Source organism: Lysobacter sp. GX 14042 (assembly GCF_021390425.1).
In the GTDB taxonomy this organism is placed as follows: Bacteria; Pseudomonadota; Gammaproteobacteria; order Xanthomonadales; family Xanthomonadaceae; genus Novilysobacter.
Map to the genome: position 1 here is coordinate 154,864 of NZ_JAJUWY010000002.1, position 13,241 is coordinate 168,104.

Annotated in this window: 10 protein-coding genes; 3 read left to right on the forward strand and 7 right to left on the reverse strand. The window is 69.6% G+C overall.

Translation table 11 applies throughout. The features are described from left to right. Nucleotides 1-9: 9 nt before the first annotated feature. Nucleotides 10-1,257, reverse strand: a complete 1,248-nt coding sequence (locus LY625_RS04125) for a DUF819 family protein (RefSeq protein ID WP_233737740.1) — start codon at nt 1,255-1,257, stop codon at nt 10-12. A 19-nt stretch (nt 1,258-1,276) separates the two neighbouring features. Then, nucleotides 1,277-3,364, reverse strand: coding sequence for a S9 family peptidase (locus tag LY625_RS04130; protein WP_233737741.1), 2,088 nt, complete (start codon nt 3,362-3,364; stop codon nt 1,277-1,279). A 110-nt stretch (nt 3,365-3,474) separates the two neighbouring features. Here LY625_RS04130 and LY625_RS04135 point away from each other — a divergent pair, with 110 nt between their 5' ends. Next, on the forward strand, nt 3,475-5,208 hold the full coding sequence (locus tag LY625_RS04135; RefSeq protein ID WP_233737742.1) for an oligopeptide:H+ symporter: 1,734 nt from the start codon (nt 3,475-3,477) through the stop codon (nt 5,206-5,208). A gap of 67 nt (nt 5,209-5,275) precedes the next feature. Here the strand turns inward: LY625_RS04135 and LY625_RS04140 are convergent, their stop codons facing one another. The 3 genes from LY625_RS04140 to ssb form a co-directional block, all read right to left on the reverse strand. Then, entirely contained in the window at nt 5,276-7,273 is a 1,998-nt protein-coding gene (locus LY625_RS04140) for a S9 family peptidase (protein WP_233737743.1), read from the reverse strand. A gap of 80 nt (nt 7,274-7,353) precedes the next feature. Then, a complete protein-coding gene (gene rfbC, locus LY625_RS04145; protein WP_233737744.1) occupies nt 7,354-7,911 on the reverse strand; it encodes a dTDP-4-dehydrorhamnose 3,5-epimerase in 558 nt (185 codons plus the stop codon). 16 nt (nt 7,912-7,927) lie between these two features. Continuing rightward, the gene (ssb, locus tag LY625_RS04150; protein WP_233737745.1) at nt 7,928-8,437 is read right to left on the reverse strand and encodes a single-stranded DNA-binding protein; all 510 of its coding nucleotides are present in this window, start codon (nt 8,435-8,437) and stop codon (nt 7,928-7,930) included. Between the two features lie 327 nt (nt 8,438-8,764). Between ssb and LY625_RS04155 the strand changes: the two genes are divergently transcribed. Both LY625_RS04155 and LY625_RS04160 read left to right on the forward strand, forming a co-directional pair. Then, nucleotides 8,765-10,450, forward strand: a complete 1,686-nt coding sequence (locus tag LY625_RS04155) for an MFS transporter (RefSeq protein WP_233737746.1) — start codon at nt 8,765-8,767, stop codon at nt 10,448-10,450. A gap of 84 nt (nt 10,451-10,534) precedes the next feature. Continuing rightward, nucleotides 10,535-11,527 carry a polyprenyl synthetase family protein gene (locus LY625_RS04160; RefSeq protein WP_233737747.1) on the forward strand — a complete coding sequence of 331 codons (993 nt, stop codon included), beginning with the start codon at nt 10,535-10,537 and terminating at the stop codon, nt 11,525-11,527. 23 nt (nt 11,528-11,550) lie between these two features. Here the strand turns inward: LY625_RS04160 and LY625_RS04165 are convergent, their stop codons facing one another. Further along, on the reverse strand, nt 11,551-12,825 hold the full coding sequence (locus LY625_RS04165; RefSeq protein ID WP_233737748.1) for a type II toxin-antitoxin system HipA family toxin: 1,275 nt from the start codon (nt 12,823-12,825) through the stop codon (nt 11,551-11,553). Then, entirely contained in the window at nt 12,815-13,153 is a 339-nt protein-coding gene (locus tag LY625_RS04170; RefSeq protein ID WP_233737749.1) for a helix-turn-helix transcriptional regulator, read from the reverse strand. Before LY625_RS04170 ends, LY625_RS04165 begins: the two co-directional genes overlap by 11 nt. Between the last annotated feature and the right edge of the window lie 88 nt (nt 13,154-13,241).

A 13,241-nucleotide genomic window follows, 5' to 3' on the forward strand; every position in this document is an offset into this window, starting at 1 on the left:
GGGATGGCGTCAGGTCGCGATCGCCTGCAGCAGCAGGCCAGTGACGTACGCGAAGTACGTGCCCAGCGCATAGCCCATCACCGCCAGCAACACGCCAACGGGTGCCAACGCGGGATGGAACGCGGTGGCCACCACTGGCGCCGATGCCGCGCCGCCGATGTTAGCCTGCGAGCCGACCGCCATGAAGAACAACGGGGCCCGGATCAGCTTGGCCATGCCCAGCATGAGCACGCCATGCACGGTGATCCAGATCGCGCCCAGCAGGAACAGCCAGGGGCGGTCCAGCAGCGCGCCCAGGTCCATGTGCATCCCGATGGTTGCCACCAGCACGTACAGCATGGCCGAGCCGATCCGCGAGGCACCCACGCCCTCCAGCCGCCGCACCGGGGTGAAGCTCAGGATCACCCCAAAGGTGGTCGCCAGGACCACCAGCCAAAAGAACCCGGAGGTCAGGCTGTAGTCCTGCAGGCGCCATGACTCGGGCAGGCTGGCGATCCAGTCGACCAGCGGTTCGGCCAGGAAGTGCGACAGGCCGGTCACGCCCAGGCCTACCGCCAGGATGACCATCAGGTCGGTCAGGTCCGGGATGCGCGAATGTTGCGCCTGGTAGTCCTCGATGCGCCGCTTGAGGTCGTCGATCGCACTGGTATCCGCGCCGGTCCAGCGGTCGAACGCAGGCGCGCGCGCGGCCAGGAACAGCAGCACCGCCAGCCACACGTTGGCCACCAGCACGTCGACCGCGATGAACTGGCCGAACAGGGTCGCCTCGACGTCGAACACCTCCTTCATTGCCGCCTGGTTGGCGCCTCCGCCGATCCAGCTGCCCGCGACGGTGGTCATCCCGCGCCAGGTCTCGCCGGCCACCGCGTCGGGGTTGATCACGCCCATGGCCAGCAACGACACCACCGCCCCCAGCATCACGCCGGCGGTGCCGGTCAAGAACATGATCACCGCCTTAGGCCCCAGGCGCAGCACCGCCCCGAGGTCGATCGCGATGCACAGCAACACCAGCGAGCTGGGCAGCAGGTAGTCGCGCGCCATCGGGTAGAGACTGGAGGCGTTGCCGTCGATCAACCCGATGCTGTTGAACACCGACGGCACCAGGTAGCACATCAGCAGCGCCGGCACGTAGGTGTAGAAGCGTCGCCAGAAGCCGCTTGGGCGCGAGGCGGTCCAGAACACCGCGCCGAGGGTCACGGCCAACAGGCCCAGTACGACGGCGTCGTTGGTGATCAGTGCGGTGGTGTCCGGTTCCATGCGTGCCCTTGTGTGCTGGTTACTGGCCCAGGTGCTGCTTGAGCCAACTGTTTACCGTGCGGTGCCACAGCAGCGAGTTGTGCGGCTGCAGGACCCAGTGGTTCTCGTCCGGGAAGTACAGGAACTTCGATTCGATGCCCTGCCGCTGCAGCGCGGTGAAGGCGGCGATGCCCTGGCTGACCGGGATGCGGAAGTCCTGCTCGCCGTGGATCACCAGCATCGGCACCTTCCACTCGCCGGTGTGCCTGATCGGGTTGAAGCGCTCGTAGTTCTCCGGCACCTGCCAGGGAGTCCCGCCGTTCTCCCACTCGGTGAACCACAGCTCCTCGGTGGCGTAGCCCATCATCCGGGTGTCGAACACGCCGTCGTGGTTGACCAGGCACTTCCAGGCACCCGACGAGGGGGTATGCCAGTTGCCGGCGATCCAGTTGACCATGTAACCGCCGTAGCTTGCCCCCAGAGCGCAGGCGTTGGCGCCGTCCAGGAAGTCGTACTCGCGCTGGGCGAAGCGCCAGCCCTTGCGCAGGTCCTCCAGCGGGCGGTCGCCCCAGTGCTGGCTGATCGCGTCGGTGAACCCCTGGCCGTAGCCGGTGGAGCCGTGGAAGTCGATCATCACCACCGCGTAGCCCTGCCCCGCGTAGGTCTGCGGGTTCCAGCGGTAGCTCCAGCCGTTGCCGAAGCTGCCCTGCGGGCCGCCGTGGATCAGGAAGGCCACCGGGTAGCGCTTGCCTTCCTGGTAGTTCCACGGCTTGAGCACGTAGCCGTGCACGGTCTCGTCGTTCCAGCCCTTGAACTGGAACTGCTCGAAGTCGCCGAAGCGCACCTCCGGCAGCATCTCGCCGGCCGACGGGGTGATCGCCCGTTCCGGTGCACCGTTGATGCCGCCGACCAGCACCTGGTCGCCGCTGGACAGGCTGTTGCGGGTGAAGGCCAGAGTCCGGCCGGCCAACTGCACCGAACCGATCGAGCCGCCCGCGATGATCTTCGTCACCCCGCCGCTGGGGGCGTGCACGGCGAACAGCGGGTGCTCGCCGGTGTCTTGGGCGGTGACATACAGGGTCGCCCCATCGGAGGAGACCGCGATGCTGTCGGCCGAGCGGTCCCAGTCCGGTGCGACCTCGCGGCGCTCGCCGCTGGCCAGGTCGAGCGCCATGATGCCGAAGCGGTCGGCCTCGAAGCCGGGGCGCTTCATCGCCCGGTAGTACAGCGTCCCGCCGTCGGGGGAGAACACCGCGCCGGTATCCCAGGCCTGGTTGCCGGCGGTCAGGTTCACCGCCGCGCCGCCGTTGATCGGGGCGCGGTACAGGTCGAAGTTGGTCGACCACGGCTCGCTGCGGTCCACCAGCCGGGCGCTGAGCACCAGCGACTGGCCGTCGGGCGCCCAGGTGTACTCGGTGGAATCGCCGAACGGCCGCGAGGGCACGTTGGCCTGCAGCTCCGGGGCCAGCAGCGCCGGCTGGCCCGCGCTGCCACCGGCAGCGGGCAGGTCGGCGACGAACACCCGGTTCAGCCGACCGTCGTCCCAGGCATCCCAGTGGCGGATGAACATGCGGTCGTAGACCACGCCGCTGGCCGGGTCGGCCTCGCGCGCGTCAAGGCGCTGCTTCGTGCACTCCAGGTCCGCGCCGCACTCGGCGAAGACCTCGGCATGGAAGGCCACCCGGTCGCCCGCGGGCGAGACCTGGTAACCGCCGATGTCGACCGGCCAGGACGTCAGCTGGCGCGGGACACCGCCGTCCACGTCGATCGCGTGCAACTGCTGGCTGCCCGGCTTGCTGCTGAGGAAGTAGACCTGGCGGCCGTCCGGCGTGAACGCCGGCGAGTTCACGTTCCAGCCGGCGGGCGTCAGCCGCATGGGCGGCGCCGCGTCGCGGGCGTGCAGGTTCTCGATCCACAGCGAGCTGGAGGCCTTGCCGGTGTCCATGTCGAGCTCGCGCTTGCTGAAGACGAGGAAGCGGCCATCGGGCGACAGGACCGGCGAGGAATAGCGGTCGAGGCCGATCATGTCCTCGGGCTGGAGGCCGCGCTCCGCCGCCTGGACGGGGGTCCACGCGGCGGGAAGGGCGAACGCGACCAACAGCGGCAGCACGGAGCGGTGCAGGTTCATGGGGGAAGTCCCGAGGCTGAACGAACCCTGATGTTATGCGCTCGTGATGGCTGGGGCCATACTCCTGCTGCCGGCTGAACGTCCCGTCCAGTCATCCACGGGTCCACGAAATGAGCACTCCCGCTTCCGCTGCTTCCGCCACCGACCAGTTCCTGGGCCACCCCAAGGGCCTGTTCGTGTGCTTCTTCACCGAGATGTGGGAGCGCTTCTCGTTCTACGGGATGAAGGCGCTGCTGTTGCTGTACATCCTCAAGTACCACCTGTTCGGCGACGACGCCGGCTATGACCTGCTCGGCGCCTACGGCGGGCTGGTGTACGCGGTGCCGGTGATCGGCGGGCTGCTGGCCGACCGCTACCTGGGGATGCGCAAGGCGGTGGTGCTGGGTGCGGTGCTGCTGGTGCTGGGCCACCTGGGCATGGCCTACGAGGGGCATGCGGCCTATCTCGACGCCGACGGCCGGATCGTGCGCGATACCGCCGCGCTGCAGGTGTTCTACCTGTCGCTGGCGCTGATCATCATGGGCGTGGGCTTCCTCAAGCCCAACATCTCCACCATCGTCGGCCGGCTGTACCCGGAGAACGACCCGCGCCGGGACTCGGGCTTCACCCTGTTCTACGCCGGGATCAACGTCGGCGCGCTGTTCGCCTCGCTGATCTGCGCCTTCCTGGGCGAGACCTACGGCTGGAAGTACGGCTTCGGCGCCGCCGGCATCGGCATGGTGGCCGGACTGGTGATGTTCCTGTGGGGGCAGAAGTACCTGCACGGCCATGCCGAGCCCAACGACCCGGCGCGGCTGGCCGAGCGCGTCGGCGGGCTGTCGCGCGAGTGGTGGATCTACCTTGGCAGCGTCGCCGGGGTGGCGGTGGTCTGGCAGCTGATCCAGCGCACCTGGACGGTCCACGGGGCGATGCACATCATCGCGGTGGCATTGCTGGCGTGGTTCGTGTGGTTCCTGGCGACCCAATGCAACAGGGTCCAGCGCCAGCAGATGGTCACCCTGGTGCTGCTGATTATCGGCGTGCTGGTGTTCTTCAGCCTGTACGAGCAGACCTACGGCTCGTGGCTGACCTTCACCGACCGGCTGCTGACCAAGGATCTGTTCGGCACCCTGGCGCCGGGCAGCTACACCGCCGCGCTGCCATGGGCGGTGTACTCGCTGGGCGCCAGCCCGCCGCTGATGATCGCCGCGCTGATGGCCAGCGACCGCGGGCACATGGGCGCCGCCAAGGCGCTGGTCGGGCTGATGGCGGCCGGCCTGGCGGTGGCGATCGTCCACGACGTGGTGCTGGTGCCGCAGACCGCCGGCTCGCTGACCTTCCTGGGGGCGTTCTTCATCGTGGTGCTGGCCCCGGTGTTCTCCTGGCTGTGGCCATGGCTGGAGAAGCGCGGGCTCAATCCCAGCAAGCCGGCCAAGATGGGCATCGGACTGATCTTCGCCGGGCTGTCGTTCATCCCGCTGCTGCTGGCCGCCCAGCAGGCCGGTGCCACCGGGGTGATGGCCAGCGTGTGGTGGCTGGTGGCGGCCTACTTCGTGCTGGAGATCGGCGAGATGTGCCTGTCGCCGATCGGGCTGTCGGCGGTCACCCAGCTGTCGGTGCCGCGGGTCGTGGGGCTGATGATGGGGGCGTTCTGGCTGGGTACCGCGTACTCGGAGGTGCTGGCGGCGCAGTTCGGCAAGCTGGCCTCGGTGGAGGTCATCGAGGGGCAGGCCTTCGACATGGCCGGCGCGGCGGCCGGCTATGCCCACCTGTTCGGGATCATGCTGTGGACCGGGATCGGCGCGGGCGTGCTGTTCCTGCTGGTGACGCCGCTGGCGCGGCGCTGGATGCACGGGGTGCGTTGAGGCATCAGCCCGGGTGCGTCTTGTTGATGCGCTGGGCATCGACCCGGGTGCGCTTTGCTTGCCCGGGCTACGGGGTGGCGGCGATGTCGTCGGTGGTGTCGGTGGCGGCGGCCAGCGCGCCGCCCAGGCTGCGGGCCAGGAACGCCAGCAGACGGGTGTAGTACTCGCGCCGGTGCGCCTCGCGGTAGAAGCCGTGGCCCTCGGTCGGGTAGTACAGCGTCTCGACCGGTACCCCGGCCGTTCTGAGCGCCCGCTCCATCATGTGACTGTGGGCGATCGGCGCGCGTTCGTCCTGGCCACCGGCGGCCAGGAACACCGGCACCTTGATCTGTTCCGCCAGTCGCGTCGGCGAGGCGTCGGCGAGCATCTGGCCCTCGCCCACCCACTCGCGCAGGAACGTCTCCCCCGAGCCGATGCTCCGCACGTCGCCCCGGGTGTGCATCGTCGGCAGGTCATAGATGCCGATGTAGCCGACCGCGCACCGGTACAGGTCGGGCTCCCGGACAGCACCCATCAGCGCGGCGTAACCGCCGTAACTGCCACCGGCGATGCAGATGCGCCCGGGGTCGGCGATGCCTTCGCCGATTGCCCAGCGGGTCGCATCGGTCACGTCGTCCTGCATCGCCCGGCCCCACTGCCGGGCCCCGGCGTCCTCGAACGCGCGCCCGTAGCCGCCGGAGCCGCGGAAATTGACCTGCAGGACCGCGTAGCCCGCCTCGGCGAGCATCTGCGCGTCATCGTCGAAGCCCCAGGTGTCCTGGATGCCGAATGGACCGCCGTGGGGCATCACCACCATCGGCAATCCGCTCGTCCCGGCACCGTTGGGCAGCGTCAGGAAGCCGTGCAGCGGCGTTCCATCGCGCGCCTGCAGGCTGAAGGAGCGCCGTTCGGCCATGCGCTGCGGATCGAACCAGACCCGGGTGCTCAACAGCAACGAGGCGCGCTTGGCCTCGTCTTCGAACAGGTAGTAGTCACCGGGATTGCGGTCGCTCCAGGTATGCACCAGCGCGATGCGCCCATCGGTGGTCCGCGAGGTGATCACCACGGGATCCGGGAAGGCGGCTTCCAGGCTGCGGTACAGCCGCCCCTCGCCGGAGGTCTCGTCAAAGAACGCGGTACGCGGGCGCTCGCCCTGGTAGAGCACGCCCGCCGGCTCGCGGCTGCCACTGCGGTACAGGATCGCGTGCGGGTCGAACGCCGGGTCGCGCAGCACTTCGCGGGTCTCGCCGGTGGCCACGTCCATCGCGATGATGGCGTCCGGCCCCGAGGCCATCTCGGTGCGCAGGTAGGCGGTCGCGTTGTCCGCCGAGAACCCGACCGGATGGCGGACCACGCCTGTGCCGGACTGCTCGTGGACCAGTCGCCAGTCGCTGCTGCCGGCGTCGCGGTAATAGAGCTGCGAATTGAGGTCCGGCCCGGCCCCCACCGCAAAGCGCACCTCGCCGTTGTTGTCGGTCACGAACTCGGCGTTGCGGACCGGCGCGCGTGCGACGGTGACCCGGCGGCCGGTGTAGACATCGAGCCGGTCGGCGCGGGTGTAGGGATCGCCGTGGAAGGGCCACACGGAAATGATGACGTTGCGCTCGTCGCCGGGCAGGTCGTCGACCAGGAACGCCGCGACCTGCTCGACCTTGCGCGGCTGGATGCGGGTGCCGGCGCCCTCGCCCAGCATCCGCTGCCCCACCAGGAAGCGGCTGCCGCTGCCGTCGGCGCTCATCGCGTACAGCTCACCGGTGAGTTGCGGCCGGTCCTGGCGCCCCAGCTTCTCCGACCCGGCGATCAACAGCCGCTCGTTGTTGACCCAGTGGAACTGGGCGACATGGCGATGGCGCCCGAGCGAGAACCTGCCGGTGATCCTGTTGTCCCGGTCCATCACCACCAGCGCGGTGCTTTCGCCGTTGTCCAGCGGTACCGTCGCGGCGATGTGCCTGCCATCGGGCGAGATCTTGACCTGCTCGAAGCTGTCGGCGCGGGCGTAGGCGGCGACATCCACCGCCGGGCGCGCCAGGACCAGCGCGGGCATCACCAGCAGGGCCGCCAGGCCCAGGACCAGTCGACATCGCATGGTCTGTTTCCCCCTTTTTCCGGCCCGCGATCTGCGGGGCCTCCCCGGTTGGAAGGCTAGCGGATCGGAAGGGTCCCGGGCTACGCGGCTGGAAGGGGCGGGAGGCGGTCCCGGGGGATCTCGGACAAGCGGGGGGCGGAAGCGTCACGTGCCGACAGCACCGGGCGGGCGACCGGCCAGTCGATGGCCAGGGCGGGGTCATCCCAGGCGATGGCGGCGTCGGCCTCGCGGTCGTAAGGGGCGGTGCACAGGTAGTGCAGCTCGGCCTGTTCGCTCAACGCGACGAAGCCATGGGCGAAGCCTTCGGGCACCCAGAAGCGGCGGCGGTTCTCCGCGTTGAGCAGCACCGCGGCCCAGCGGCCGTAGTGCGGCGAGCCGCGGCGGATGTCGACCGCCACGTCCCAGACCTCGCCCGCGACCACCGAGAGCAGTTTTCCCTGGGGATTGGGCCACTGGTAATGCAGACCCCGCAACACGCCCCGCGCCGAACGCGAGACATTGCCCTGGACGAACGCGGACATGCCGAGGCCCGCCAGCCCGGTGAGCCGGAAGGCCTCGTAAAAATGACCACGGTCGTCGCCGAGCACGCGCGGCTCGATGACCACGCAGCCCGGCAGGCCGGTCTGGATGAGCTTCACCCCGCTGCCCGCGGGATCAGAACGGGATGTCGTCGTCGGCGAAGTCGGCGTCGAAATCCGCGGTGCGGGCCGGCTGGGCCTCCTTGCGCGGCGGCTGGCTGCCCTGCTGCTGGCGCTGCGGACGGTCGCCGCCGCCACCGCCACTGTTGCGGAAGCCACCACCGCCACCGCCGCCACCGCCACCGCCCTCGCCACGGCCACCGAGCATCTGCATCTCATTGGCGACGATCTCGGTGAAGAACTTCTCCACCCCGTCCTGGCCGGTGTACTTGTCGTAGCGGATCTCGCCCTCAACGTAGACCTGCGAACCCTTGCGCAGGTACTCGCCGGCGATCTCGCCCAGCTTGCCGAAGAAGGTCACCCGGTGCCACTGGGTGTTCTCCTGCGCATTGCCATCGCGGTCCTTGCGCACGCTGGTGGTGGCCAGGCTGATCTTGGTGACCGCCATGCCGCCCTGGGTGTAACGGGTCTCGGGGTCGTTGCCGAGGTTGCCGACGAGGATCGCCTTGTTGATGCCACGTGCCATGGGGACCGGTCCTGGAGTTCGGGTGGGTTCGGAGCCGCCTCTGGGGCGGGATGCACGTCAGTATAGCGACCGCCCGGAGGTAGCCCGCCATGGGCAGACCACCCCCTGCCGGGTCGGAAAAGAAGACAGGGCCCCCGGTAGCCCGGCGCATGCCCGGTGCAAACACGATCTGCAGCACGCCTCGCTGCGCGCGGGTTCCGCGGGATGGCATCGCGATCGCGGCGCTACCTTCGCGCGACGGTATCGTGACGTCGCGGCGTTACCATTGCGCCATGCCATACGAACGCGTCGAGGCCCTCCCGCACAACCACTGGCCGGTCTGAGCCGATGGCGCAGCCCCCCGACCCCACGCCGGGCCTCGCGCAGCGTCCTTCGGCGCTGTCGGCGATGCGCTATCCGATTTTCCGCCAGGTCTGGTTCGCGAGCGCGTCCTCCAACTTCGGCGGCATGATCCAGTCGGTCGGCGCGTCCTGGCTGATGATCTCGATCGCGCAGTCGGCCGACATGGTCGCGCTGGTGCAGGCCTCGGTTGCGTTGCCGGTCATGTTGTTCTCGCTGGTGGCCGGAGCCATGGCGGACAACCATGACCGCCGCCGGATGATGCTCGGCGCGCAGGTGTTCATGCTGCTGGTGTCGGTCGCGCTGGCGCTATGCACCTGGGCGGGCCTGATCACGCCTTGGCTGCTGCTGTTGTTCACCTTCCTGATCGGCTGCGGCGCGGCGTTCAACGCGCCGGCGTGGCAGGCATCGGTCGGCGACATGGTGCCGCGCGCGGAGCTGCCGGGCGCGGTCGCCTTCAACAGCATGGGTTTCAACATCGCACGCAGCGTCGGGCCGGCGATCGGCGGCGCGATCGTTGCCGCGGCCGGTGCGGCGGCGGCGTTCGGGATCAATGCCGTCAGCTACGTCGCCCTGGTCGTGGTGCTGGCACGCTGGCGTCCGGTACTGGCACCGCGGTTGCTCCCGCGGGAAGCGCTCGGCAGCGCAATGGCCGCGGGCGTGCGCTACGTGGCGATGTCGCCGGCCATCCGCATCGTCCTCGGGCGCGCCTTCGTCTTTGGCGCCGGCGCGAGCGCGGTGATGGCGCTGATGCCCCTGGTCGCCAGGGACCTGGTCGCGGGCGGCCCGCTGACCTACGGCCTGCTGCTCGGCGCCTTCGGCGCAGGCGCGATCGCGGGTGCGATAGGCAGTACCCGGCTGCGCGACCTGCTGTCGACCGAGGGCCTGGTCCGCTGGTCCTGCATCGCCTTTGCGGTCGCGGCGGCGGTCGCGGCCGTGAGCGGCTGGCTGCTGCTGACGATGGCGGCACTGGTGCTGGGTGGCGCCTCATGGGTGTTGGCGCTGTCGACCTTCAACGTGACGGTGCAGCTGTCCACCCCGCGCTGGGTCGTAGCGCGCGCGCTGTCGCTGTACCAGATGGCGGCATTCGGCGGCATGGCGCTGGGCAGCTGGCTGTGGGGTTTCATCGCCGACCATGGCGACGTGCGCATGTCCCTGCTGGTGGCGGCGCTGGTCATGGTCGCCTGCGCGGCGCTTGGCCTTTGGGTGCCGCTCGCCAGGCTGGCCGAACTCAACCTCGACCCGCTCAGCCGCTGGAAAGAGCCTGCCACCGCCGTGCCGGTCCAGCCGCGCACCGGGCCGGTGGTGATCACGATCGAATACCTCATCCGCGAGGAGGACGTGCCGGCGTTTCTCGGGGCGATGGCGGAGCGGCGGCGCATGCGGCGCCGCGACGGCGCCCGCAACTGGCGGGTGCTGCGTGATCTGGCCGACCCACGGGTCTGGATCGAGCGCTATGCGACGCCGACCTGGCTCGAATACGTCCGCCACAACAGCCGCCTCACCCACGACGATGCGACCATCCCGGCGCAGCTGCGTGCGCTGCACTGCGGCCCCGACGGGCCGCGGGTGCGGCGGATGATCGAACGGCAGACCAGCGACCTGCACACCGTGCCGGCCTCCGGGCCGCAGGCACTCACGGAGCCGGTGACCGATTCCACCCGGCCGACGTAGGGCGCCCACCCGCCCGCAGGAATGCCGGTTCATGCCGCCCCCCGCCACCTATACTCCGTGGTCGCTCCGCACCCCCCTTTGCCCATGCACGCCCAGACCCGCACCGCCCCTTCCCTGCCCCAGATCCAGGCACTCGCGCGCGAGGACATGGAGGCGGTCGACGCCCTGATCCGGCGGCGGCTGGCATCGGACGTGGTGCTGATCAACCAGGTTGCCGAGTACATCATCAACGCCGGTGGCAAGCGGCTGCGGCCGATGCTGGTGCTGCTGGCGGCCGGCGCGCTGGGCCATCGTGGCGCCGATGCGCACCAGCTAGCGGCGGTGATCGAGTTCATCCACACCTCCACCCTGCTGCACGACGACGTGGTGGACGAGTCCGACCTGCGCCGCGGGCGCAGCACCGCGAACGCGGTGTGGGGCAACGCCACCAGCGTGCTGGTCGGCGACTTCCTGTATTCGCGCAGCTTCCAGCTGATGGTCGAACTGGAGTCGATGGAGGTCCAGCGCATCCTCGCCGACACCACCAACCGCATCGCCGAGGGCGAAGTGCTGCAGCTGCTGCACGTGCGCAACCCTGACACCGACGAGCCGGCCTACCTGCGGGTGATCGAGCGCAAGACCGCGGTGCTGTTCGCCGCCGCCACCCGCCTGGGCGCCCTGCTGGCAGGCGCCGACGAAGCCACCCAGCGCAGGCTGCATGATTACGGCCTGTACCTGGGCTACGCGTTCCAGATCGCCGACGACGTGCTCGACTACGCCTCCGACGCGCAGACGCTGGGCAAGAACCTGGGCGATGACCTGGCCGAGGGCAAGGCCACCCTGCCGCTGATCCACGCCATCGCCCACAGTGACGCGGAAACCGCGGCGACGCTGCGCAAGGCGATCCAGGACGGCGACACCGGCGCCCTGCCGCAGGTGCTGGCCGCCATCCAGGCCACCGGCGGACTGGATTACAGCCGCGGGCGCGGGCGCGGCTTCGCCGAACGCGCGATCGCCGCGCTGGACGGAATCGGGGACAACGAATACGTGGCCGCCCTGCGTGGGCTGGCTGCCTATACCATCAGCCGCGACCACTGAGCCGCGCGCAGGCCGCTGCTCCCTCAGGCTTCCCCGTAGCCCTGCAGGGCGAACGGGTTGAGGAACTGGCGCCCCCACAGCGCGTTGCGCTCCGCCTCGCCCAGCCGTGCCTCGTCGCAGACGCCCCGCCAATGCCGGCGGACCATCCGCAACTGCCCGTCGATGATGCTCCGCGCCTGGACCTCCGACAACTGGAACCGGGAAGCGGCGTCCACGCAGACCATCAATCGGCTGAAGCGGTTGTCGCCCAGGATCTTCATCGCCTGGGTGGCCTCCTGTCCGGTGCGTACCTGCGGGCAGATATCGTAGGCCGGCGTCAGCGACAGCCGCGCGCCATCCCAGAAGGCCGCATGGTTGCGCGCGTGGTCATCGGTGTTGCCGCACAGGATGTTGAACACCAGCCGCGCGAACAGCTCACGCAGCGTCGCCCGCGGCCGGGTGAAACGATGCCGCACGATCTCCGCCAGTTCCTCGTAGCTCGCGTACGCCGCCATCATCTCGTCGAGTTCCAGCAGGGTCAGCGCCGATACCAGCGCGCGCCGGCGCCAGCGGCCGTCGGCCTGCGCGACGCGGTCGAAGCGCTCGACCAGCAGCACGTCCTTGCCGCCCGCCTGCACCAGCCGCACCGGCGCCGCGTCCACGCCGGCCAGCGCTGCCAGCCGCATGGCGATGAACTCCATCTTCACCACCGGCTGCACGTCCGTGCTGGCGGAAAACTTGGCGATCCACTTGCGCCCGTCGCCATCCAGCGCGGCCTTGGGCCGTGCGCCACCGATCGAGTTGCCGTGCTGGATGGCCTGCGCCAGCGCAGGCGTCAGCGGCAGTCCCCGCTCCACCCGTTCGGCGCTTTGCAGCAGTTCCTCCAGCGTCGCACCGCCACCCTCGCGCGGGACGTAGGCGGATGACGACGGCTGGAAATCCAGCGCACCGATCCGGTCCGAGCCCGACTGCAGCAGGTAGCTCAGTTCGTCGAGGACCGCCGGATCCGCGTCGTGGCCGGCCCGGCCCAGCACGCGGTTGAGGATGACCCGCCGTCCCCAGGCATCCGGGGCGGCATCGCGCAGGCAGCCGGGCATGACCAGGCCCGTCGGCAGCGGCAACACACCCGGCTCCAGCGGCAGCTCCGGCAGATACAGCGGCACTTTGTCGTCCCGCGCCAGCCAGCTGCGGCCGTAGTTGAACTGCAGGCCCTGCGGCGTGGGCGCGAGCCGCCCGGCCACCACCGGCTCGGCACGGTCCGGCAGCCAGGTCCAGACGTAGGCCTCGCGCGGGGCGGCAACGGCGACGTCAGAAGTCATCCTTCACCTCGTCGCGCGGCGCGTGCACGGCTTTGGGAAGCAGGGTCAGCCGGTCTTCGATCTCGTGGCGTCGCTTCTGCAAGGCGCCCAGCCCGGGTTCGAACAGCGGTACGCCGAGGATGGCGGCCAGTTCGAACACGACGCCGATCTCGCAGCGCGGGTCGCCCTTCTCGATGCGATACAGCAGGTCGCGGGAGATCCCGGCCCGCTCGGCCAAGGCCTGGGTGCCGATCTTCTTTTCGATGCGCGCAGCGCGCAGCAAACCGCCCAGCAGGGCCAGGGCATGCCGGCTGTAGCGGGAATAGGTGCGGGTGGTGGCTTTGGCCATAGTGGCCAATGTAGTCCTACAGGTAAGACATATCAAACGAAATGTCTTATCTGTAGGACAACTTTCCGGGCAATGTCGCCGGGAACGG